Raw genomic sequence first — 20,859 nt, forward strand, 5'->3', positions numbered from 1 at the left:
TTCGCTCGCGACTGCGGTGCTTCCTGCACGGCCACCGGCCCTCCGGCCCGGCACGCTCCGGGCGCTCCTCGCGCTCACAGAGCCAGCCTTTCGCTCGCGACTGCGGTGCTTCCTGCGCGGCCACCGGCCCTCCGGCCCGGCACGCTCCGGGCGCTCCTCGCGCTCACAGAGCCAGCCTTTCGCTCGCGACTGCGGTGCTTCCTGCGCGGTCGCCGGCGATTCCTGCGCGGTCGCCGGTCCTTCGGCCCGGCCCGCTCCGGGCGCTCCTCGCGCTCACAGAGCCGCCTCGCGGGCCGAACGGTAGAAGTCGCGCCAGCCCTCGCGCTCCCGGACCACGGTCTCCAGGTACTCCTGCCACACCACCGGGTCGGCGGCCGGGTCCTTGACGACCGCGCCGGCGATGCCGGCCGCCACGTCGGCCGGGCGCAGCACCCCGTCGCCGAAGTGCGCGGCGAGCGCCATCCCGTTGGTCAGCACGGAGATCGCCTCGGCGGTGGAGAGCGTGCCGGACGGCTGCTTCAGCCTGGTCCGCCCGTCCGCGGTGACGCCCGAGCGCAATTCCCGGAAGACCGTCACGACCCGGCGGATCTCCTCCGCGGCGGCCGGCACCTCGGGCAGTTCCAGCGACCGGCCCAGCTCCGCGACCCGGCGGGAGACGATCGCGATCTCCTCGTCGGCGGTGGCCGGCACCGGCAGCACCACCGTGTTGAACCGGCGGCGCAGCGCCGACGACAGCTCGTTCACCCCCCGGTCCCGGTCGTTCGCCGTCGCGATGATGTTGAAGCCCTTCGCCGCCTGGACCTCCTCGCCCAGTTCCGGGATCGGCAGCGTCTTCTCGGACAGCGCGGTGATCAGCGCGTCCTGCACGTCGGACGGGATCCGGGTCAGCTCCTCGACCCGGGCGATCCGCCCCTCCGCCATCGCCGTGAGCACCGGGCTGGGCACGAGCGCGGCCCGCGACGGTCCGTGCGCCAGCAGCCGGGCGTAGTTCCAGCCGTACCGGATCGCCTCCTCCGGCGTGCCGGCGGTGCCCTGCACGAGCAGCGTCGAATCCCCGCTGATCGCCGCCGCCAGGTGCTCGGAGACCCAGGTCTTGGCGGTGCCGGGCACGCCGAGCAGCAGCAGCGCGCGGTCGGTCGCCAGCGTGGCGACGGCGACCTCGATCAGCCGGCGCGAGCCCACGTACTTGGGCGTGACCGCGGTGCCCTCGCCCATCAGGTACGTGACCACCGCCTGCGGGGACAGCCGCCAGCCGGGCGGGCGGGGACGGTCGTCGAGCGCGGCGAGCGCGGCCAGTTCGGCGGCGTACTCGTCTTCGGCGTGCGGACGCAGCACGGCGGCGGGCGCGGCGGTCATCGGATCTCCTCGATAAATTCCCGGATCATGTCGTGCCGGAAGCGCAGCGTGTCCAGCAGCCGGTGCAGCGCCCGGAGCCGGTAGTTCGCGGACGGCTGGCGGCTCACCTCGTCGATCAGGGCCCGGACCGGCTCGGCCGCCGCCGGCGGCAACCGTAGCGCCGCGACCCGGCAGACCGCGTCCAACTGGTAGGCCAGCGACCCGGAGGCGGCCAGCGCCCCGATGCCGGCCAGCACGGCGGCGGCGAACGGCTCCGGCCAGGGCGCCGGACAGGCGGCCAGCAGCCGGTCCAGCCCGGACGCGCCCGGCTCCGCCCGCACCGCGCGGGCCAGCCGGGCCATGCGCTCCGCGGGCGGCAGCGCCGCGTACAGCGCCTCGACGAGTTCCCGGTCGGCCGCCGGCCCACCGCCTCCCACCAGCGGCAGCAGCAGCGCCGCCCAGACCGGGTCCCGCTGGGCGGCCGCCGCGCGGGCCAGGCCACGGCGCACCGGCTCGGCCCAGTCGTCGCCCCGGGTGGCGGCGAGCACGCCGGTGTCCCACGTGGACAGGGGGGTGCGGGCCAGGATCTCGGTCAGCCAGTACGCCCGGGGGCCGACGCCGGCGGGCGGGCGCGCGGGGATGCCGTCCCGCCGCATGGGCTCGTCGAACTCCTCCGGCGGCGTCACCTCGGCATGCCGGCCGGAGACCCGGATCGCGCGGCGCGCCCGCTCGGCCATCCGGGCCGCGTACGCCGAGGCCGGCAGGCGGGACAGCAGCTCCGCCGCCACCTCGCGCACCGCGCGCCGCCGGTCGTCCAGCGCCGCCTCCAGGAACGCCTCGTCCCCCGGCCCGAGCCCGGCGGGCAGCACCCCGATCAGCCGGACCCGGTCGTCCGGCGGCAGCCCGGGCCAGTCCTCGGCGAGCAGTTCCCGGGCCTTGGCCGGATCCCGCCTCCGGGCCGCCGCGAGATAGCCGGCGCGCTGCCCCAGCGTCCCGGTCGACCAGGTGACCGGGTCGTCCGCGGCCCGCTCGTCCTCGGTGCCGGCCAGGTAGCCCCACTCGGCGCGCCGCGCCGCCAGCCAGCGGATCCGCTCGCCGCCCGCCGCCCGGATCGCGGGCCGCAGGTCCGGGCGGCGCCGGCCCTCGTCCAGCAGGGCCGGCAACCGCTCGGGCGGCGCCAGCACCCCCCGCTCGGCCGCGATCCGCAGCCACTCCGCCAGCAGGGGTACCCGCTGCTCGCCGTCCGGCGTACCGGGGCCGTCGACCAGCCCGGCGAGCCGGGACGCGGCGGCGGGCGGCGCGACCGGCGACGACTCGGACGGCGCGGGCGCGGGCAGTTGGCCGGCGGCCAGGCGCACGGGACGCACCCCGGCCCGCCGGAAGAGCGCGGCGGCGACGGCGGCGTCGAGCAGCGCGTCGGGGTCGCCCCCGCGCCGATCCGTGCCGACGGTCGCCGCCGCCACCAACTCGCTCCAGCGCGGCCCACCCGGCCCGTCCGCCGGCTCGGGCTTGCCCGACGCCGGCCGGGCCGTAGGCGCCGCGAGCGCGGGCGGCGCGGGTGCGGGCGCGGGCAGCGCGGGCGTAGGCGGCGCGGGCGTGGATGACGAGGTCTCAGACGAGGGCTGCGCGGCCGTAGGCGATCCGGTCGTGAGCGGCGCGGCCCCACCAGGCACGGGCGACACAGGCGTAGGCGGCGCGGCGCCGCCAGGCCCTGGCGGCGCGGGCGAAGGCGGCGCGGCGCCGCCAGGCCCTGGCGGCGCGGGCGAAGGCGGCGCGGGTTCGCCGGGCACGGGCGGCGTCATTGGGGGACCAGCCGGCCGTCCGGGGACCAGGCCGCCAGGGGGCGCAGGCCGGCGGTCGTCCACTCCCCCGCGACCGTCAGCGGCCCGCCGCCGGACAGCGCCACCAGCGGCCACGGCTCGGCCACGTACCGCTCCAGGGGCAGCGCGTCGCCCGCCTCGTCCACCAGGTGCCAGCCGCCCACCTCCACCGGGCGGACGCCGGCCAGCAGGAGCGGCCACCGCTCCAGCCACGGCTCCCGCGACAGTGCCTCGGCGTACCCCCGCAGCGCGCCGGCGACCGGCTCGCCGGCCGGCGGCGGGGCCGGCTCGGGCGGCCCGTAGCGCTGCGAGACGACCGCGCGCAGCGGCTGCGCGCCCGGGTAGAAGCGCAGGTCGGCGTCGTACGCCAGGCCGGGCACCAGCGCACTGTCCAGCGGGGCGCCGGGTGGGGCGAAGGAGAGCACCAGCGCGGGCCGGCCGGACGCCCCGTGCAGCCACACGCGGCGGGTGGTCAGCCGGTCGTCGGACTCGTCGCGCAGGGCGAGCACGTGCCACCGGTCCCGGACCGGCGGGGCGGCGCGCACCTCCTCGGCCGGCACGGTGAAGCCGATCCGGGCGCGCACCGTGGCGGCCAGCGGCGCGGGCAACTCGGCGCGGCGGCGGTGGCCGGCGACCAGCAGCCGGAGCAGGGCCAGCTCGGTGAGCAGGGTGCGGGGCGAGCGGGCCGCGCCGGCCAGCCGGCGGACCGCCCCGGCGGCGCCGGGCGCCTGCGCGTCGACCAGGCGGGCGGCCATCGCGTCCCAGTGCGGGTAGCCGGCGCGGGCGGCGGCGGCGAGGCCCTGGCGGACCTGGTCGGCGAGCCACCGGTCCAGTTCGGCCAGGCCCGCGTCGACCCGCTCCGCGCGGCGCTGGACGGTCTTCTCGTTCGGCCTGCCGGGACCGGCCACGGCCCGCGCCGCGGCGCGCTCGGCCCGCTCGGCGCGACCGGCCAGCCACTCCTGCACCCACTCCGGCGGCAGGCCCTCCTCCACCGCCCCGCCGGCCCAGCGCAGCAGCAGCGCCAGCGCGTGCTTGCACGGGACCTTCCGGCTCGGGCACGAGCAGTGGTACGCCGGGCCCGCCAGCTCCACGCAGGTCTGGTACGGCGTGCGCCCGCTGCCCTGGCACAGCCCCCAGACGGCGACCTCGGGCTGGTAACCCGTGCCGGACCAGGGGCGGGGCGTCGCAAGCCCCCGCGCCGCCCGCTGCGAGGCGGCGTCGGGCGCCAACCCGAGCACCCGCTCGACCGCCCACACCGACATGCCCGGACCCTAACCACCGGGACCGACACGGCGCGGCCCGCCCCACGCCGGAAAGCGCAAGACTGATGAGATCTTGGTACGAACACGCCGATTTCCGGTCAGATCAGTATCAAGATCTACTATGCGGACGCAGGAGCCACCCCGGCACGCCCGGAACCACCCCGCACCGCGGAGCCACCCCGCACGCCCCGAAGCCACCCCACCCGCCCGGAGCCACCCCGCGCCCGGGGTCGCCGTGGGAGCGGCTGCGGATAGGGTTCGGTCCATGCCCCTCCCCGACCTGTGCTGTGCCCGCTGCCGGCGCCGGCACCCGGTACGGAGCCTGGACTGGCTGTGCGCCTGCGGCGGGCTCCTCGACGTGACCCCGTTCGACCGGGAGCCACCCCGGCTCGATGCGGGCGGTCCGGCCAGCATGTGGCGGTACGCGTCGGCGCTCCCGGTACCCGGGAAGGACGCCGTCTCGCTCGGCGAGGGGATGACGCCGCTGCTGCCGGTACCCGATCTGCCCGGGGTGACGCTGAAGGTCGACTACCTGATGCCGACCCTGTCGTTCAAGGACCGCGGCGCGGCCGTGCTCGCGACGCTGGCCAGGGAGCTGGGCGTGCGGCGGGCGGTGGCGGACAGCAGCGGCAACGCCGGCACCGCGGTGGCGGCGTACCTCTCCCGGGCGGGCGTGAGCTGCGAGGTGTTCGTGCCCGCCGCCACCCCGGCCGGCAAGCTCGCGCAGATCGCGGCGCACGGCGCGACGATCCGGGCGGTCGAGGGGACGCGCGAGGATGTCGCGGCCGCCGCCGCGGTCGCGGCCGCCCAGCCCGACGTCTTCTACGCCAGTCACGTGTACCACCCGTACTTCCTGCACGGGACGAAGACCTACGCGTACGAGATCTGGGAGCAGACCCGGGGCGAGCTGCCGCGGACGGTGGTGGTCCCGGTCGGCAACGGGACCCTGCTGCTCGGCGCCCACCTGGGCTTCGCGGAGCTGGCCGCGCACGGCCTGATCGACCGGCCGCCGGTGCTGATCGGCGTGCAGGCCGCCGCGTGCCCGCCGCTGGCCGAGGCGATGGCGGACGGGGCGGACGAGTCGGTGCCGGTCACCACCACGCCGACGACGGCGGACGGTATCGCCATCGCCCGGCCCGCCCGGGGCGCGCAGATCCTGGCCGCGGTCCGGGAGACGGGCGGCACGATCGTCACGGTGGACGAGGAGGGGACCGGGGCGGCCCGCGCCGATCTGGCGGCGCAGGGGCTGTTCGTGGAGCCCACCTCGGCGGTCTGCTGGGCGGCCCTGCTCGCCGCCCGTGCGGGCACGGCGCCGGCCGGCGCCACGTGGGCGGGGGCGCTGCCGCACCTGCGCGCCGAGTCGGTGGTCGTGCCGCTGTGCGGGGCCGGCCTCAAGTCGCCGTAAAGGGTTTGTGCCGGGGTGGGGGCGCCTCTACCGTGAGCGCGTGGCGCACGTGATATCGGTAAACATCGCCGTTCCCCGGGCAAACCCGGCCAAATCAACGGGCGTCACGGGCATCGACAAGCGTCCCGTGGAGGGCCCGGTCGAGGTGCGCGCGCCGGGGCCCGGCGGCAGCGGCCTGGCCGGCGACAAGATCTTCGATGTGGCCCACCACGGCGGCGCCGACCAGGCCGTCTACGCGTACGCCCGGGAGGACCTGGACGCGTGGGGCGCCGAACTGGGCCGCCACCTGCCCGGCGGCTGCTTCGGCGAGAACCTGACCACCGCGGGCGTGGACGTCACCGGCGCCCTGATCGGCGAGCGCTGGCGGGTCGGCGAGCAGGTCGTGCTGGAGGTCTGCGTTCCCCGCATCCCGTGCGGCACGTTCGCCCACTGGCTCGGCGAGCAGCGCTGGGAGAAGCGGTTCACCGCGCGTGCCGTCCCCGGCGCCTACCTGCGCGTCGTCGCGCCCGGGGCGGTCCGCGCCGGCGACCCCGTCACCGTGCTGGACCGCCCCGACCACGCCGTCACCATCGGGCTGACCTTCCGGGCGCTGACCCTCGAACCCGACTTGCTGCCCCGCCTGCTGGCGGCCGACGCCCTGCCCGCCAGGGCCCGCGCCAGGGTCACGCGCCGCACCACCTGAGCCGGCGGCGGGCGGCGCGGGGCGCGGCCGGGGTCAGCCGGCCGGGTTGGCCGCGATCCACCGCCGGGCCGCCGCCTCGATCTCCTCGGCGGGCACGTCCCGGTCGTGCCGGGCCAGGCACCACCGGACCCCGGCCGGGCAGCGCAGCACGCCCATCCGGTCCCCCGAGAAGGTGTCCGCCACCGGCGAGACCGCGGTCGCGCCGAGCTTGACGGCCCGCTCGTAACGGTGGTCCACCTCCGCGGTCCAGAAGGTCATCGTGAACGCGTTGCCGTTCTCCGGCTGCGCCAGCAGCCCCGTCCCGGCCGACGCCTCGCCGAGCTGGAACGTCGAGTCACCGAGCCGCATCTCGGCGTGCATGACGACGCCGTCCGCCGTGGTCATCCGGTGGACCACCGCCGCGCCGAACGCTTCCCGGTAGAACTCCATCGCCGCGGCGCAGCCGGCGACCGAGAGGTACGTGGTCAAGCTGTGGGTGCCGGCCGGGGCCGGGAAATTGTCGGTCATGTGGGCCATGCTTGCGCGGATGACCGGGGTGGGGATTGCAAGAATGCGACGGCATGCGGACGCGACGACCAGCGAGCTGGGGGTGCTGGGCGCCAGCGCGGTGCGGGGCGAGGATTTCGAGCTGCTCCGCGAGCCGCCGTCGGCGGAGCTGGCCGAGCTGGTGGAGCGGTACTGGCTGGTGCGCTGGTCGCTGCCCCCGGGGCGGGCGGCGACCTCGACGCACCTGCCCCACCCGTGCGTCAATCTCGTCTTCGACCGGGGGCGCCTCGCCGTCGCCGGCGTCGGCCGGGAACGGTTCGACTACCCGCTCGCCGGCGAGGGCCGCGTCTTCGGGGTGAAGTTCCGGCCCGGCGCGTTCCACCCGTTCCTGCGCGCGCCGCTCACCACGATCACCGGCCAGACCCGCCCGCTGACCGCGCTCTGGCCGGCCGGCGACGTGGCCGCCTTCGCCGCCGACCTGTCCGCCGCGCCGGATCTGCCGGCCCTGGTCGCCGCCGCCGAGCGGCACCTGCGCGCGCACCGGCCGCCGCCCGATCCGGAGGTGGAACGGGTCGGCCGGATCGTGCGCGCGCTGCTGCACGACCGCACGGTCACCCGGGTCGAGGAGGCGGCGGCGCGGTTCGGCACGTCACCGCGCACCCTCCAGCGGCTCTTCCAGCGGTACGTGGGGGTCAGCCCGAAGTGGGTGCTGAGCCGGTACCGCCTGCACGAGGCGGCCGCCCGGCTGGCGGAGGGGGTGGCTGCCCGGGGCGGCTGGGCGGCGGTCGCCGCGGACCTGGGCTACTTCGACCAGCCTCACTTCATCCGCGACTTCACCCGCGCGGTGGGGCTCACCCCGGCCGCGTACGCGGAGGCATGCCGGGCCCGGCGCGCCCCGGTGGCGGCGTAACGCCACCCGCCCCGGCCGTTCCAGCGCCCCTCCCCGCCGGGCCGACCGCGGGGCCGACCCGGCGCGGGAATGAGGTGCGGTCAGGCCGGCTGCTCGCCGCGGTCGGCGCCCCAGAGCGTGTGGAAGCTGCCGTCGCGGTCCACCCGGCGGTAGGTGTGCGCGCCGAAGAAGTCGCGCTGGCCCTGGATCAGGGCCGCCGGGGAGCGGTCCGCGCGCAGACCGTCGTAGTACGACAGGGCCGCGGCGAAGCCCGGCGCCGGCACGCCCACCTGGGCGGAGCGGGCCACCACCCGGCGCCACGCGTCCTGGGCGCCGCCGAGCGCCGCGGCGAAGGAGTCGTCGGTGAGCAGCGTCGGCAGGTCCGGGGTGGCGTCGTAGGCGGCGCGGATGCGGTCCAGGAAGCCGGCCCGGATGATGCAGCCGCCGCGCCAGATGCTGGCCATGGCGCCCAGGTTCACGTTCCAGGCGTACTCGGCGCTGGCCGCCGCGATCTGGTGGAAGCCCTGCGCGTACGCCACGATCTTGGACGCGTAGAGCGCCTGCTCCACGTCCTCGACCAGGGTGCCGGCGTCGCCGGCCGCGGCGGTCGGGCCGGGTAGGGCGCGGGCGGCGGCGCGCACGTCGGCGTGGCCGGACAGGGAGCGGGCGAACACCGCCTCGGCGATGCCGCTGACCGGCACGCCCAGGTCGAGCGCGGTCTGCACGGTCCACCGACCGGTGCCCTTCTGCTCGGCCTGGTCGAGCACCACGTCGACGAACGGCTTGCCGGTGGCGGCGTCCACGTGCGCCAGCACCTCGGTGGTGATCTCGATGAGGTACGAGGAGAGCCGGCCGCCGTTCCAGCCGCGGAACACCTCGGCGATCTCGGCCGGCGACAGCCCGCCGACCCGGCGCAGCAGGTCGTACGCCTCGGCGATGAGCTGCATGTCCGCGTACTCGATGCCGTTGTGCACCATCTTGACGAAGTGCCCGGCGCCGTCCGGGCCGACGTGGGCGCAGCACGGTGCGCCGTCGACCTTCGCGGAGATGTCCTCCAGCAGCGGACCGAGCGCGTCGTAGGACTCGCGGGAGCCGCCGGGCATGATGCTTGGGCCGTTGAGGGCGCCCTCCTCGCCGCCGGAGACGCCGGTACCGACGAAGTGCAGGCCGCGCTCGCGCAGCGTCGCCTCGCGCCGGCGGGTGTCCAGGAAGTGCGCGTTGCCCCCGTCCACGATCATGTCGCCGGGCTCCAGCAGCGGCGCGAACTCGTCGATCACCGCGTCGGTGGGCGCCCCGGCCTTGACCATGATGACCAGGCGGCGGGGCCGTTCCAGCGAGGCCACGAACTCCTCGGCGCGCTCCGCCGGCACAAACGTGCCCTCGTGGCCGAACTGCTCCACCAGATCCTTCGTGCGCGCGGACGAACGGTTGTGCACCGCGACCGCGTGGCCGTGCCGGGCCAGGTTGCGGGCGAGGTTGCGTCCCATCACCGCCAGGCCGGTGATGCCGATCTGCGCCTGCTGCTGCATGAAACTCCTCCGTCGACGGATGTGGCCGGGGCTGGCGCCCGCCGCGCCATCGCCCATCCTGCCGCAGCCCAGGCCGCTCCCGCCGAGCCGTCCCACGATTGGCGGGCCGGGGTTGCGGCGTCCGGCGAGGTCAAGCACGCCCCGTCAACCGGACCGTGACACGCCTTATATAGCTGCCATGCCGGGTCGTGCGTCCCGGCACCACCCACGGCTGCGACCTGCTCCAACACCGGCCGGGACATTCCCGACCGGGTGGGCGCCTTCCTCGCCGCGCACACCCGGTGAACTAGCGTGGGGCCATGGCACCGACCATCGCGACCAATACTCGCGTCGATCGCGCGGCGCTCAACGAATTCGTCGGCCCCCGCCACCGGGCCATTCTGATCACCACCCGGGCGGACGGCCGGCCACAGACCTCGCCGGTCACCGCCGGCCTGGACGGGCAGGGTCGGCTCGTGGTCGCCAGCTACCCGGAGCGGGCGAAGGCGCGCAACGTCCGGCGGGACCCGCGGGTGACCGTCTGCCTGCTCTCCGACGACTGGACCGGCCCGTGGGTGCAGCTCGACGGCACCGGCGAGGTGCTCGACATGCCGCACGCCCTGGACGGGCTGGTCGAGTACTACCGGGTCATCGCCGGCGAGCACCCGAACTGGACCGAGTACCGCGAGGCGATGCGCCGGCAGGACAAGTCGCTGATCCGGATCACGATCGACTCCTGGGGGCCGGTGGCCACGGGTGGGTTCCCGGCGCGGCTCGCGGAGGGCTAGCCAGCCGCATACCGGATGCCGCCGAGCAGGTGGGCCCGGAACTCCGGCTCGGCGTACGACTGTTGGGTGTGGCCGAGGGCGGTGTAAAAGGACCGGCCGCCGCAGTTCTCGTGGCACCAGGCCAGCGGGTGGTCCGGCCCCATGCCGGCGCCGGCGTAGCTGGCCTCGTCCGCGCTGAGCAGCACCCGGACCCGTCCCCGCGGGTTGGTGTGGAAGTCGTACCACTCGTCCACCCGGTCCCAGAACGCGGGCAGGTGTGCCGTGGCCGGATGTTCCCGGTCCTCCACCACCGCCCGGCCCGGCTGCACCTCGGGGTGCCGGTCGAACCAGGCGCCGACGAGGTCACCGTAGAACGGCCAGCCGTACTCGGTGGCGGCGGCGCAGTGGATGCCGACGAAGCCACCGCCGCCGGTGACGAAGCCCTCGAACGCGTGCCGCTGCGCGTCGGTGTCGAACACGTCGCCGCTGGTGCTCAGGAACACGACGGCGGCGTACCCGGCCAGCCGGTCGGCGGCGAAGGCGCCCGGTTCCTCCGTGTGCTCGACGGCGAAGCCGTGCTCGCCGCCCAGCTCGCTCAGGGCCGCCACCCCGGCCGGTATCGACTCGTGCCGGTACTCGGTGGTGCGCGTGTAGACAAGGATCCGCACCGGCTCAGGGTACGGGTGGCGCGGCTCGGCGGCCGCCGGGCCCGCGCGTGGCGCGGCGGGCGGCGCCGCGGCGACGGCCGGGCGGTGGCTGAACCCTTCGCGTCCGCCGCCCGTACCACCGGGCGACGGCCCCGCGGCGAACGAGCCCGCGGCGAACGAGGGAGCACCATGGTCGAGCGCAGCCAGCCCCGCCACGTCGACCGGCGCGACCAGGGCATACGCCGCCAGCGCCGGATCACGCAGTGGTCCGCGGTGGGCAGCGCGGCGCTGATCGCCGGGTTCGGGTGGATCTTCGCGCGGCCGGATGCCGCCGCGGCGGGCAACGGCGGCTCGACCGGCACGGTGGAGTCGACGCCGGCCCCCACGCCGCCCCCGACGAAGGCGCCCGCGAAGACCGCGCCGACAGGCAAGGCGCAGCTCACGCCGCCGCCCGCGGCCCCGAAGCAGACCACGGCCGAGCCCGCGCCGCCCCCGCCACACACCAGGACGGGTGCTTCATGACGATGACGCGGGTGGCGCCGGCCCGCGCCGCCTTCCCCGCGCTGGGCAGCACCGCCGTCGTGCTCGTCACCGAGCCGGCGGCGCTGCCCGTCGCGGAGCGGATGCTGCGCGCGGACCTGGCCGCCGTCGACGCCGCGTACAGCCGCTTCCGCCCCGACTCGGAACTGATGCGGCTCGCCCGGCACGCCGGCCGGTCCGCCCGGATCAGCCCCCTGCTGGCCGGCGCGCTCGCCGCCGCGCTGCGCGCCGCCGAGGCCACCGACGGCCTGGTCGACCCCACGGTCGGCCGGGCCGTCGCCCGCCTCGGCTACGACCGCGACTTCGCCGCCGTCCGCGACGACCCACGCCCGGTACCGCTGGCGCCCGCGCCCGGCTGGTGGCGGATCCTGCTGGACGAGGCGGCCGGCGAGGTGCTGATCCCGCGCGGGGTCCTGGTCGACCTGGGCGCGACCGGCAAGGCGTACGCCGCCGACCTGGCCGCCGGGCGGATCGCGGCGGCGCTGGGCTGCGGCGTGCTCGTCTCGCTCGGCGGGGACCTGGCCACCGCGGGGCCGGGGCCGCCCGGCGGCTGGCTGGTCGGCGTCTCCGACGACCACCGGTCCGGCGCGCCCGGCGACCCGACGGTGACCGTGCCCGCGGGCGGCCTCGCCACCTCCGGCGTCACCAACCGCAGCTGGCGGCGTGGCGGCCGGACCGTGCACCACATCGTCGACCCGCGCACCGGCGACACCGCCCCGGCCGCCTGGCGCACCGTCTCGGTCGCCGCCGGCACCTGTGTGGACGCGAACGCCGCCGCCACCGCCGCGATGGTCCGCGGCGAGCCGGCGGCGACCTGGCTGGCGGGCCTCGGCCTGCCGGCCCGACTGGTGCGCCCGGACGGGCGCGTGGTCACCGCGGCGGGGTGGCCGTCGACGGGAGGGTCATGAACGGACCGATACTCTGGTATGCCGCCCGGTCCACGGGGATCGTGTCGCTGCTGCTGCTGACCGGCACCGTGCTGCTGGGCGTCCTCGGGCCGCTGCGGGTCGGTTCGCCGGCCTGGCCGCGCTTCGCGCTGGCCGGCCTGCACCGCAACATCTCCCTGCTCACCCTCGCGGTGCTCGGCGTGCACGCGGCCACCGTCGTGGTCGACTCGTACGTGCCGTTCCGGCCGGTCGACGCGTTCGTGCCGTTCCTCGGCGCGTACCAGCCACTGTGGACCGGCCTCGGGGTGGCCGCGTTCGACGTGCTGATCGCGCTGGTGGTCACCAGCCTGCTCCGCCAGCGGATCAACCTGCGGCTGTGGCGGTCGCTGCACTGGCTGGCGTACCTGTGCTGGCCGCTGTCGCTGATCCACGCGCTGGGCGGCGGCACCGACGCGGCCGGGAGTTGGCCGCTGCTGCTCGGCGTCCTCTGCGCGCTGGCCGTGCTCGCCGCGGTGATCTGGCGGATCGCCGCCCGCAGGCGCCTCGCCGGGAGGGTCGTGTGACCGCCACGCTGGACCGTCCGGCGGTCGACACCGCCGACCTGCTGCCCCGCCTGCTCACCGGGGACAGCGAACTCGCCGCCCACCGCGCCCGCTTCGGTCCGCTGCCGCTCGCCCCGTTCACCGGCACCGCCGGCCGGCGCCGCCTCGTCGAGGGGATCGTCCATGCGGGGCTGCGCGGTCGGGGTGGCGCCGGTTTCCCCACCGGACGCAAGCTCGCCACCGTGGCGGCCGGCAGGAAGACCCCCGTCGTGGTCGCCAACGGCTGCGAGTCCGAGCCGGCCAGCAGCAAGGATCGGGTGCTGCTGCGGTACGCGCCGCACCTGGTCCTCGACGGCGCCGCGCTGGCCGCCCACGCCGTGGGCGCCGACCGGGTCTTCCTCTGCGTCGAACGCGGCACCGGCCACGGCGAGCGCCTCGAGCGGCACCTCGACGAGCGCCGCGACGATCCGGTCCGCTGGCACGTCGTCCCAGTGCCCCGCCGGTACGTGGCCAGCGAGGAATCCGCCCTCGTCCACTTCCTCAACGACGGCGAGGCCAGGCCGCTCGCGTCCCCGCCCCGCCCGTACGAGCGCGGGGTGGAGGACCGTCCCACCCTCATCGACAACGTTGAGACCCTCGCGCACCTGGCGCTCATCGCCTACCACGGCCCGGACTGGTTCCGCGCCGTGGGCACCGGGAGCGACCCGGGTTCGGCCCTCGTCACGGTGGCCGGCGCGGTCGCCAACCCCGGCGTGTTCGAGGTGGCCCCCGGCACCAGCCTCGGGGAGATGCTGGACGCGGCCGGCGGTCCGACCGAGCCCCTCGGTGCCGCGCTGGTCGGCGGGTACTTCGGCACCTGGGTCCCGCTCCCCCAGGCGGTCCATCTGCCCCTCTCCCACGACCCCACCGGTCCCGCCGGTACCACCCTCGGCGCCGGCGCCATCGTCGCGCTTCCCGCGGGTTCCTGCGGGCTGGCCGAGACGTCCCGGGTCCTGGGGTACCTCGCCGCGGAAAGTGCCAACCAGTGCGGCCCCTGCCACTTCGGCCTGCCCGCCGTCGCCGAGGACATGGCCGCCGTCATCCACGGCCGCGCCGACCCCGGTACCCGCAACCGCCTGCGTACCCGCCTCGGCGTCATCGCCGGCCGGGGCGCGTGCAAGCATCCGGACGGCGCGATCCGCCTGGTCGCCAGCGCGCTGGACGCCTTCGCCGCCGACCTGGACATGCACCTGGCCGGCTACACCTGCACGGGCCTGCGCCAGCACCCCGTGCTCCCGCTGCCCGACCCCGAGGACCGCGACCGGGAGTGGCGGTGAGCCGCCGCGGCACCGGCCCGAGGCTGGCCGTCAACCCGATCACCTGCCTGGCGCACGGCATGTGCGCGGAACTGCTCCCCGAGTACGTCAAGCTCGACGAGTGGGGCTACCCCATCCTGAACGGCGACCCCCTGCCGCCGGACCTGGTCGCCCACGCCAAGCGCGCCGTCGCCGACTGCCCCACCCTCGCCCTCCGCCTCGACCCCACCTCCTGACCCCGCCCGCCCTCCCGCGCCGTGCCCTCCCGCGCTCGCCTCGCACCCGCGAAGGCGCGCGCTTGCCGCCCTGATGGTGGGCCGGCGATCGACGAGGCAAGGCACGAGGTCGCGCACTGCGCTGGGCCTCGTCCCGATCGCCGTCGTGGCGGTCGTCGTGATCGTGGCGCTGCCCGTCTGGCTGCTCTGAGGTGGCCGCCGGCATCGCTATGCGGGCGGGCCGAGCACGTACACTGCGGCGGTGAGCTCCAGCGACGCAGAGCAATCCCCGGGCGGCCGGCGGCGGCAGATGACTGTGGCGCGCATCGCCCGGCTCGCCGGCGTCTCGGCGCCTACCGTCTCGCGCGTCATCAACGGGCAGTCCGGGGTCGCGCTGAGCACCCGGCAGCGGGTCGAGGAGGTCATCCGCCAGCACGGGTACCGGCGCCCCGAGGGCAGCGCGTCCGTGGCGATCCTCGAGCTGGTCTTCCACGCGCTGGAGAGCCTGTGGGCGCTGGAGATCATCCGGGGTGTGGAGCGGGTCGCCCGGGAGCACGAGTTGGCGGTGGTGCTCACCGAGATGCAGGGCCGGCTCACGCCCGGCAAGGCGTGGACCGAGCAGGTGCTCACCCGCCGCCCGACCGGCGTCATCGCCGTCTTCTCCGAGCTGACCCCGCACCAGCAGACGCAGCTGGCCACCCGCTCCATCCCGCTGGTGACCCTGGACCCGACCGGTGAGCCGCTGCACGAGACCCCGTCGGTAGGCGCGACCAACTGGTCCGGCGGGCTGGCCGCCACCCGGCACCTGCTGGAGTTGGGGCACGAGCGGATCGCCATGCTCACCGGGCCGGTGCGGTGGCCGTGCTGCCGCGCCCGGCTGGATGGCTACCGGGCCGCGATGGACGCCGCCGGCGTCCCGGTGGAGCCGGAGCTGGTCCGCGACAGCATCCTGTACGTCGAGGGCGGCCTGCGCGACGGCGGCGCCCTGCTGGCCGGCCCGCGGCCACCCACCGCGATCGTCTGCACGAATGATCTGCAGGCGCTCGGCGTGTACGAGGCGGCCCGGCTGGCCGGGCGGAGGATTCCCGAGGACCTGAGCGTCGTCGGCTTCGACGACCTGTCCTTCACCCAGTGGTCCGGCCCGCCGATGACCACCGTGCGCCAGCCGCTGGAGCGGATGGGCGCGACCGCCACCGAGATGCTTCTCGTGCTGGCCTCCGGCGAGCCACTGGAGCAGCGCCGGGTGGAGCTGGCCACCGAACTGGTGGTCCGGCAGAGCACCGCACCGCCCCGGCTTGCGCACTGAAAACTATCAATCCATACTTTGAAATGTTTCGCTGAATGTGTCGGGCCCCTCAGGCGGCGAAGCGCGGCTGAACCCACCGTCCCCTGTGGAGAGAACCCATGAAGACACGCTCGACCGCGCTCGGCGGTCTGGTGGCGCTCGTGCTGGTCCTGGCCTCGCTGGTCTTCGCGGCGCCGGCCAGCGCCGCCACGCTGACCGAGATCACGAACTTCGGCACGAACCCGACCAACCTGCGCATGCACCTCTACGTGCCCAACAACGCCCAACAGCAGGCACCGATCCTGGTGGCCGTGCACTACTGCACCGGCACCGGCCCGGGGTTCTACTCGGGCACCGAGTTCGCGTCACTGGCCGACCGGTACGGCTTCATCGTCATCTACCCGTCGGCGACCCGCAGCGGGCAGTGTTTCGACGTGTACACCCAGGGCGCCCTGACCCACAACGGCAACAGCGACCCGGTGGGCATCGTCAGCATGGTCCGCTACGTCCAGAGCCACTACAGCACCGACACCAACCGGGTCTTCGTCACCGGCGCGTCGTCCGGCGCCATGATGACCAACGTCCTGCTCGGCGACTACCCGGACGTGTTCAAGGCCGGCTCCGCCTTCATGGGCGTACCCTTCGGCTGCTTCGCCACGACCGGCGGCTCCACCTGGAACAGTGACTGCGCGAACGGCACCATCATCAAGACCGCGCAGGCGTGGGGCGACCTGGCCCGCGGCGCCTACCCCGGGTACTCCGGCGCGCGCCCGCGGATGCAGGTCTGGCACGGCACCGACGACACGACGCTGCGGTATCCGAACTTCGGTGAGGAAATCAAGCAGTGGACCAACGTGCTGGGCGTCAGCCAGACCCCGGTGCTGACCGACTCGCCGCAGGGCGGCTGGACCCGCACCCGATACGGCAACAACACCACCCAGGCGCCGGTCGAGGCGATCAGCGTGCAGGGCGTCGGCCACAGCCTGCCGACGAGCGGCATGGCGGCCCGGGCCATCTCGTTCTTCGGCCTGGACCAGAGCGGACCGACGACCCCGCCCACCACCCCGCCGGTGACGACACCGCCGACGACCCCGCCGGTGACGACGCCGCCCACCACCACACCGCCGACCAACCCGCCCACGGGCGGCCCGGGGGGTTGCCGGGTCGCGTACGACATCAACGCGTGGAACACCGGCCTGACCGCGTCGATCACCATCACGAACACCGGCGGCTCGACCGTCAACGGCTGGCGGCTCGCCTTCACCCTGCCGTCCGGCCAGACCATCACCTCCGGCTGGAACGCGACCTACTCGCCCACCAGCGGCGCGGTGACCGCGACCGACGTCAGCTACAACGGCACCATCCCGCCGAACGGCTCGACGAACATCGGCTTCCAGGCGAACCACACCGGCAACACCGGCAGGCCCGCCTCGTTCACCCTGAACGGCGCCGCCTGCACCGTCTCCTGAGCCAACGGACCGGGCCGGCCGTGCGCGGCCGGCCCGGTCCGTCAGCCGTTGAGCGCCCGGCGAAGATCCTTCATCAACAGCAGTAGGTGCATCGGGTCGGTCGGGCTGGCCTCGAACTTGGCCAGCCGCAGGGAGAAGTCACGGGCGGTGTCGCTCTCGCGGTGGATGAGCACCGCCCGTACGCCGATGACCTCCGCGGCGACGGCGATCCGCCGCAGGGCGTCGACCACCAAGGCCCGCCCCAGCCCGGCACCCTGGGCGGCCCGGTCGACGCCAAGCCGGGCCAGAATCACCACCGGCCGGTGGTAACGGCCCGTGCCCCGCGTCAACCGCGGGGAGGCATCGGCCGGGGCGACGCTGCCGGCAGCGAGAGCGTAGTAGCCAGCCACCCGCCGATCGGTACGGTCGACGTCACGCACGGGCGGTTGGGTGCCCCCACGGACGCCGGCCGGTGGAATAGCATGGCGCGGCCAATGATCGAGGGCCGAGAGTTGACGAGGGGCGGCCATGTCATACCCGCAGCAGCAGCCTGAGCACGCGCGTCAGTACGGCTCCGGAACGTACGGCGCACCTCAGCCGGAGGCGCCCCAGTATTCCGGTGCCCAGTACGGCGGGAACCAGTACGGCGGCTCGGCGCAGTACGGCGGCGGCTCGGCGCAGTACGGCAGCAACACTCCGGTCCAGGCGCCGCCCGGCCAGCCCGGGTACCCGCCGCAGGGCCAGCCCGCGTACCCGCCGCAGAGTCAGCCCGGGCACCAGCCGCACGGTCAGCCCGCGTATCCACAGCAGAGTCCCGGGTACCCGCAGCACGGTCAGCCGGCCTATCCACAGCAGAGCCAGCCCGGCTACGGCCAGCCGCCGCTTCCGCAGTACGGGTACGGTGCGGCACAGCAGGCGCAGGAGATGGTGGACACCTCGACCCGGTGCCGGTTCTGCGGCTCGGTGCCAGCGGCGAAGGCGACCTTCCGGGGGCACCAGGGCTTCATCGTCATCATGCGGTTCCTGCACCTGGAGGGCCCGTTCTGCCGGGACTGCGGGCTGTCGACGTTCCGCTCGATGACGGCGAACACGCTGTGGCAGGGTTGGTACGGCGTGGGCTCGTTCATCATCACGCCGATCACGATCGTGATGAACCTGATCCGGCGGGGCAAGGTGGCCGGCCTGCCGGCGCCGCGCCCGGCCCCGGACGGCAACAGCCGCCAGCCGATGGACCCGGGCGCGCCGCTGATGACCCGCCCGGCGGCGATCATCGGGCTCGCCATACCGTTCGCGCTGGTCTTCCTGCTCATTCTCCTGAACGTCCTGGGCGCCATGTCCTGACCGAGCCACCGCGCAGCCGCGCCTCCACGCGGCCGGACCACCGCCCGGCTGGACCACCGCGCCGCTGGCCGCCAAGTGGCTGGGCCTCACGCGGCCGGACCCACCGCGCGGCTGGGCCTCCGCGTGGCCGGGGCTTTCGCCCGGCCGGACTGCGCCCGCAGGGCGGCTCGGGTCGGGCGCCGGTGCGGTGCTACCCGGTCACGGGGCCCGGCGCGGCGTCGACCGCCGGCCCGAGCGGGTGCAGGATGGTCCCATGGAGAGCACCGTGGCGGACAACGCCGCCGAGCAGCGGTTCGAGATCCGGGTGGACGGCGAGGTGGCCGGCTTCGCCGCGTACGACCGGACGGGGTACGGCCTGGCGCTCACGCACACCGAGATCGGCAAGGCGTACGAGGGCAAAGGGCTGGGCTCGGCGCTCGTCCGGGGCGCGCTGGACGCCGCCCGCGCCGAGGGCCTGGCCGTGCTGCCGTACTGCCCATTCGTACGCGGCTGGATCGGCAAGCACCCCGAGTTCCTGGATCTGGTGCCGGTGGACGAGCGGGCGCGCTTCGACCTGCCGGCCGCGTAGATGGAGCGCGCCGCCTCCGGGCCGCCGCCTCCGGGGTCGGCGTCTTCGGCGCGTAGGCGATGCGCTGTCATCGCCGCGCTCGCGGCCGCATTCTGCCCGCCGGCGCCGGCGTAGCGGGTCAGCCGAGCGCGTCGAGGTCGGCGAGGATGCGCTCGAGAATCTGACCGGTGCGCCCGGGCGGGTCCGCCTCCACGCAGAGGCGCTCCATGGCGGCCGCGTAGTAGTCCAGGTCGTCCCGCTTGTCCAGGTAGAGCGCGCTGGTCAACTGTTCCATGTAGACGATGTCGGGCAGGTCCTGCTCGGCGAACCGGAGCAGGGTGAACGCCCCGCCCGCCCCGGCGTGCCCACCGGCGTGGAACGGAATCACCTGGATCCGCACGTTCGGCAGCTTGGTGGCCTCGACGAGCGCGGCGATCTGTCCGCGCATCACCTGGGCGCCGCCGATCGGCCGGCGCAGCACCGCCTCGTCCACCACCGCCCACAGTTGGGGGGCGTCCGGGCGGATGAGCAGCTGCTGCCGGTCCATCCGCAACTCGACCCGGCGCTCGACCTCCTCCTCCGAGGTGCGCCCCTGGTCGAGGCTGACCACGGCGCGGGCGTACTCCCGGGTCTGGAGCAGACCCGGGACGAACTGCACCTCGTACGTGCGGATCAGCGCGGCGGCCGATTCCAGCCCGATGTAGGGCGAGAACCAGCCGGAGAGCACGTCGTTGTACCGGTGCCACCAGCCGGGGCTGTTGGCCTGCCGGGCCAGCTCCAGCAGCGATTGACGCTCCGCCCGATCCTTCACGCCGTACAGGCTGAGCAGGTCGGCGACGTCACGCTCCTTGAAGCCGACCCGGCCCAGCTCCATCCTGCTGATCTTGGACTCGGACGCCCGGATCTCGTAGCCGGCCGTCTCCCGGGTGATGTTCTTGGCCTCGCGTAGACGGCGCAACTGGGAGCCGAGCAGCATCCGCAGCACGGTAGGGCCGCTGGCCGCCCCGCTCTCGGATTGCGCCGTCGTCACGCGACCGTCCCTCTACCCCTGCTCGTCCTGCGCCACCGGGCGGCGGCGAGGTCACCCGCCCGGGTCGGGCCGGCTCCGCGCGGTAAGCATGCCATGTGCGAAGCGCAGCCACATGAACCGCCCGCGCCAACTTACCCCGACCGTTAGGCGGATCAATACAGCGGTAGCGTGGTCGTCACGACCGGTCAGGTCAGCAGGTCGTCGAAGTCACCGTCCCGGGCGCCGAGGATGAATGCGGTGATCTCGGCGGGCGTGTAGATGAGCGCCGGCCCGAACGGGTCGCGGGAGTTGCGCACGGCTACGCCGGAACCGTCCGGCAGTTCGGCCAACTCGACGCAGTTGCCGTTCGGGTTGCTCCGCCGGCTCTTACGCCATTCCAGGTCTGGGAGTTCACCCGCGGACATTCCCGTGTGAATCACTGGCGGTCCCACTTTCCTGTCTCAGGTGCCGGCCGGGGTCGCCCGCACACGCTGCACGAATCGGATGCACGTGCATCCGCCCTTGCGTATGCAAGGGACAGCGAGCATGATAGCGCTGTGCAGGTGTGCCCGGTTGATTACTCTCTGTGACCGGTCTTCCGGACGCCAGGAGGTCAAATCACATGTCAATGCCTACGATCGACCCGCATCGACGCGATCCTCGCGAGGTGGCACCTACGGACAGTTACCGTCCGTCGGACCGGGTGTGGGTGTACCGCGGGGGCACCTGGCGGGCCGGTGTCATCGAGGCCGCCTCCGATCTCGCCGCCACCGTGACCTACCGGCCGGAACGCAGCCGGGGGACGGGTGTCGACACGCTGACCGCCACGTACGTGCTGCCACGCAATGAGCCCGACCCGCTGCTGGACACCAAGCTCGAACTGCGCCGGCTGGACCTACCGCTGGGCACCACGCGGCACTGAGCCGTCCGCGGCATACCCCCACCACAA

Annotated in this window: 23 protein-coding genes; 14 read left to right on the forward strand and 9 right to left on the reverse strand. The window is 75.0% G+C overall.

The features are described from left to right. Positions 1-273 precede the first annotated feature (273 nt). From KJS59_RS02445 to KJS59_RS02455, 3 genes are all read right to left on the reverse strand, one after another. Positions 274-1,356, reverse strand: coding sequence for an ATP-binding protein (locus KJS59_RS02445; RefSeq protein WP_213450570.1), 1,083 nt, complete (start codon positions 1,354-1,356; stop codon positions 274-276). Then, entirely contained in the window at positions 1,353-2,798 is a 1,446-nt protein-coding gene (locus KJS59_RS02450; protein ID WP_213450571.1) for a DUF5691 domain-containing protein, read from the reverse strand. Before KJS59_RS02450 ends, KJS59_RS02445 begins: the two co-directional genes overlap by 4 nt. Before the next feature lie 335 nt (positions 2,799-3,133). Continuing rightward, a complete protein-coding gene (locus tag KJS59_RS02455; RefSeq protein ID WP_213450572.1) occupies positions 3,134-4,417 on the reverse strand; it encodes an SWIM zinc finger family protein in 1,284 nt (427 codons plus the stop codon). Between the two features lie 265 nt (positions 4,418-4,682). Between KJS59_RS02455 and KJS59_RS02460 the strand changes: the two genes are divergently transcribed. Beyond that, complete coding sequence (locus tag KJS59_RS02460; protein WP_213450573.1) at positions 4,683-5,822, forward strand: threonine synthase; 1,140 nt, start codon at positions 4,683-4,685, stop codon at positions 5,820-5,822. Between the two features lie 40 nt (positions 5,823-5,862). After that, entirely contained in the window at positions 5,863-6,504 is a 642-nt protein-coding gene (locus tag KJS59_RS02465) for an MOSC domain-containing protein (protein WP_213450574.1), read from the forward strand. A gap of 33 nt (positions 6,505-6,537) precedes the next feature. Here KJS59_RS02465 and KJS59_RS02470 read toward each other — a convergent pair whose 3' ends face one another. After that, positions 6,538-7,011 carry a VOC family protein gene (locus KJS59_RS02470; RefSeq protein WP_213450575.1) on the reverse strand — a complete coding sequence of 158 codons (474 nt, stop codon included), beginning with the start codon at positions 7,009-7,011 and terminating at the stop codon, positions 6,538-6,540. A gap of 43 nt (positions 7,012-7,054) precedes the next feature. Here KJS59_RS02470 and KJS59_RS02475 point away from each other — a divergent pair, with 43 nt between their 5' ends. Further along, positions 7,055-7,900 carry a helix-turn-helix domain-containing protein gene (locus KJS59_RS02475; protein WP_213450576.1) on the forward strand — a complete coding sequence of 282 codons (846 nt, stop codon included), beginning with the start codon at positions 7,055-7,057 and terminating at the stop codon, positions 7,898-7,900. 80 nt (positions 7,901-7,980) lie between these two features. Here KJS59_RS02475 and gndA read toward each other — a convergent pair whose 3' ends face one another. Continuing rightward, complete coding sequence (gndA, locus tag KJS59_RS02480; RefSeq protein ID WP_213450577.1) at positions 7,981-9,408, reverse strand: NADP-dependent phosphogluconate dehydrogenase; 1,428 nt, start codon at positions 9,406-9,408, stop codon at positions 7,981-7,983. 299 nt (positions 9,409-9,707) lie between these two features. Between gndA and KJS59_RS02485 the strand changes: the two genes are divergently transcribed. Further along, complete coding sequence (locus KJS59_RS02485; RefSeq protein ID WP_213450578.1) at positions 9,708-10,175, forward strand: PPOX class F420-dependent oxidoreductase; 468 nt, start codon at positions 9,708-9,710, stop codon at positions 10,173-10,175. On the opposite strand, the gene KJS59_RS02490 is transcribed toward KJS59_RS02485, so the two are convergent. Beyond that, the gene (locus KJS59_RS02490; protein WP_213450579.1) at positions 10,172-10,822 is read right to left on the reverse strand and encodes a ThuA domain-containing protein; all 651 of its coding nucleotides are present in this window, start codon (positions 10,820-10,822) and stop codon (positions 10,172-10,174) included. The two genes, KJS59_RS02485 and KJS59_RS02490, sit on opposite strands and share 4 nt — an antisense overlap. 168 nt (positions 10,823-10,990) lie before the next feature. Between KJS59_RS02490 and KJS59_RS02495 the strand changes: the two genes are divergently transcribed. From KJS59_RS02495 to KJS59_RS02525, 7 genes are all read left to right on the forward strand, one after another. Next, on the forward strand, positions 10,991-11,323 hold the full coding sequence (locus tag KJS59_RS02495) for a hypothetical protein (RefSeq protein WP_213450580.1): 333 nt from the start codon (positions 10,991-10,993) through the stop codon (positions 11,321-11,323). Further along, the gene (locus KJS59_RS02500; protein WP_213450581.1) at positions 11,320-12,249 is read left to right on the forward strand and encodes an FAD:protein FMN transferase; all 930 of its coding nucleotides are present in this window, start codon (positions 11,320-11,322) and stop codon (positions 12,247-12,249) included. Before KJS59_RS02495 ends, KJS59_RS02500 begins: the two co-directional genes overlap by 4 nt. After that, positions 12,246-12,791, forward strand: a complete 546-nt coding sequence (locus KJS59_RS02505; RefSeq protein ID WP_213450582.1) for a ferric reductase-like transmembrane domain-containing protein — start codon at positions 12,246-12,248, stop codon at positions 12,789-12,791. Before KJS59_RS02500 ends, KJS59_RS02505 begins: the two co-directional genes overlap by 4 nt. Continuing rightward, positions 12,788-14,086 (forward strand): NADH-ubiquinone oxidoreductase-F iron-sulfur binding region domain-containing protein, encoded by a 1,299-nt coding sequence (locus KJS59_RS02510; protein WP_213450583.1) that lies wholly within the window; start codon positions 12,788-12,790, stop codon positions 14,084-14,086. Before KJS59_RS02505 ends, KJS59_RS02510 begins: the two co-directional genes overlap by 4 nt. Then, positions 14,083-14,301, forward strand: a complete 219-nt coding sequence (locus tag KJS59_RS02515; protein ID WP_213450584.1) for a ferredoxin — start codon at positions 14,083-14,085, stop codon at positions 14,299-14,301. The genes KJS59_RS02510 and KJS59_RS02515 overlap by 4 nt, the downstream gene beginning before the upstream one ends. Positions 14,302-14,542: 241 nt before the next feature. Beyond that, positions 14,543-15,586, forward strand: a complete 1,044-nt coding sequence (locus KJS59_RS02520; RefSeq protein WP_249713809.1) for a LacI family DNA-binding transcriptional regulator — start codon at positions 14,543-14,545, stop codon at positions 15,584-15,586. Positions 15,587-15,684: 98 nt separating this feature from the next. Continuing rightward, the gene (locus KJS59_RS02525; protein ID WP_213450585.1) at positions 15,685-17,034 is read left to right on the forward strand and encodes an extracellular catalytic domain type 1 short-chain-length polyhydroxyalkanoate depolymerase; all 1,350 of its coding nucleotides are present in this window, start codon (positions 15,685-15,687) and stop codon (positions 17,032-17,034) included. Positions 17,035-17,075: 41 nt separating this feature from the next. On the opposite strand, the gene KJS59_RS02530 is transcribed toward KJS59_RS02525, so the two are convergent. Further along, complete coding sequence (locus KJS59_RS02530; RefSeq protein WP_213450586.1) at positions 17,076-17,330, reverse strand: GNAT family N-acetyltransferase; 255 nt, start codon at positions 17,328-17,330, stop codon at positions 17,076-17,078. A gap of 211 nt (positions 17,331-17,541) precedes the next feature. Between KJS59_RS02530 and KJS59_RS02535 the strand changes: the two genes are divergently transcribed. Both KJS59_RS02535 and KJS59_RS02540 read left to right on the forward strand, forming a co-directional pair. Next, the gene (locus tag KJS59_RS02535) at positions 17,542-18,354 is read left to right on the forward strand and encodes a hypothetical protein (protein WP_213450783.1); all 813 of its coding nucleotides are present in this window, start codon (positions 17,542-17,544) and stop codon (positions 18,352-18,354) included. A gap of 253 nt (positions 18,355-18,607) precedes the next feature. Further along, positions 18,608-18,922 (forward strand): GNAT family N-acetyltransferase, encoded by a 315-nt coding sequence (locus tag KJS59_RS02540; RefSeq protein ID WP_213450587.1) that lies wholly within the window; start codon positions 18,608-18,610, stop codon positions 18,920-18,922. 118 nt (positions 18,923-19,040) lie between these two features. Here the strand turns inward: KJS59_RS02540 and KJS59_RS02545 are convergent, their stop codons facing one another. Further along, entirely contained in the window at positions 19,041-19,877 is an 837-nt protein-coding gene (locus KJS59_RS02545) for a helix-turn-helix domain-containing protein (RefSeq protein ID WP_376771112.1), read from the reverse strand. A 239-nt stretch (positions 19,878-20,116) separates the two neighbouring features. Then, positions 20,117-20,335, reverse strand: a complete 219-nt coding sequence (locus KJS59_RS02550) for a DUF397 domain-containing protein (RefSeq protein ID WP_213450589.1) — start codon at positions 20,333-20,335, stop codon at positions 20,117-20,119. Positions 20,336-20,577: 242 nt separating this feature from the next. On the opposite strand from KJS59_RS02550, the gene KJS59_RS02555 reads away from it, so the two are divergent. Then, a complete protein-coding gene (locus KJS59_RS02555) occupies positions 20,578-20,832 on the forward strand; it encodes a hypothetical protein (RefSeq protein ID WP_249713810.1) in 255 nt (84 codons plus the stop codon). The last annotated feature ends 27 nt before the right edge of the window (positions 20,833-20,859 follow it).

The sequence above is a fragment of the Rhizomonospora bruguierae genome (assembly GCF_018397995.1).
GTDB lineage: Bacteria > Actinomycetota > Actinomycetes > Mycobacteriales > Micromonosporaceae > Rhizomonospora > Rhizomonospora bruguierae.

Bases quoted from the DNA above. Each gene is read 5' to 3' on its own strand.
- KJS59_RS02495 (WP_213450580.1), top strand. From the start codon at position 10,991: ATGGTCGAGCGCAGCCAGCCCCGCCACGTCGACCGGCGCGACCAGGGC.
- KJS59_RS02445 (WP_213450570.1), bottom strand. From the start codon at position 1,356: ATGACCGCCGCGCCCGCCGCCGTGCTGCGTCCGCACGCCGAAGACGAG.
- KJS59_RS02500 (WP_213450581.1), top strand. From the start codon at position 11,320: ATGACGATGACGCGGGTGGCGCCGGCCCGCGCCGCCTTCCCCGCGCTG.
- KJS59_RS02540 (WP_213450587.1), top strand. From the start codon at position 18,608: ATGGAGAGCACCGTGGCGGACAACGCCGCCGAGCAGCGGTTCGAGATC.
- KJS59_RS02455 (WP_213450572.1), bottom strand. From the start codon at position 4,417: ATGTCGGTGTGGGCGGTCGAGCGGGTGCTCGGGTTGGCGCCCGACGCC.
- KJS59_RS02535 (WP_213450783.1), top strand. From the start codon at position 17,542: ATGTCATACCCGCAGCAGCAGCCTGAGCACGCGCGTCAGTACGGCTCC.
- KJS59_RS02545 (WP_376771112.1), bottom strand. From the start codon at position 19,877: ATGCTGCTCGGCTCCCAGTTGCGCCGTCTACGCGAGGCCAAGAACATC.
- KJS59_RS02505 (WP_213450582.1), top strand. From the start codon at position 12,246: ATGAACGGACCGATACTCTGGTATGCCGCCCGGTCCACGGGGATCGTG.
- KJS59_RS02460 (WP_213450573.1), top strand. From the start codon at position 4,683: ATGCCCCTCCCCGACCTGTGCTGTGCCCGCTGCCGGCGCCGGCACCCG.
- KJS59_RS02485 (WP_213450578.1), top strand. From the start codon at position 9,708: ATGGCACCGACCATCGCGACCAATACTCGCGTCGATCGCGCGGCGCTC.
- KJS59_RS02550 (WP_213450589.1), bottom strand. From the start codon at position 20,335: ATGTCCGCGGGTGAACTCCCAGACCTGGAATGGCGTAAGAGCCGGCGG.
- KJS59_RS02475 (WP_213450576.1), top strand. From the start codon at position 7,055: ATGCGACGGCATGCGGACGCGACGACCAGCGAGCTGGGGGTGCTGGGC.
- gndA (WP_213450577.1), bottom strand. From the start codon at position 9,408: ATGCAGCAGCAGGCGCAGATCGGCATCACCGGCCTGGCGGTGATGGGA.
- KJS59_RS02470 (WP_213450575.1), bottom strand. From the start codon at position 7,011: ATGACCGACAATTTCCCGGCCCCGGCCGGCACCCACAGCTTGACCACG.
- KJS59_RS02525 (WP_213450585.1), top strand. From the start codon at position 15,685: ATGAAGACACGCTCGACCGCGCTCGGCGGTCTGGTGGCGCTCGTGCTG.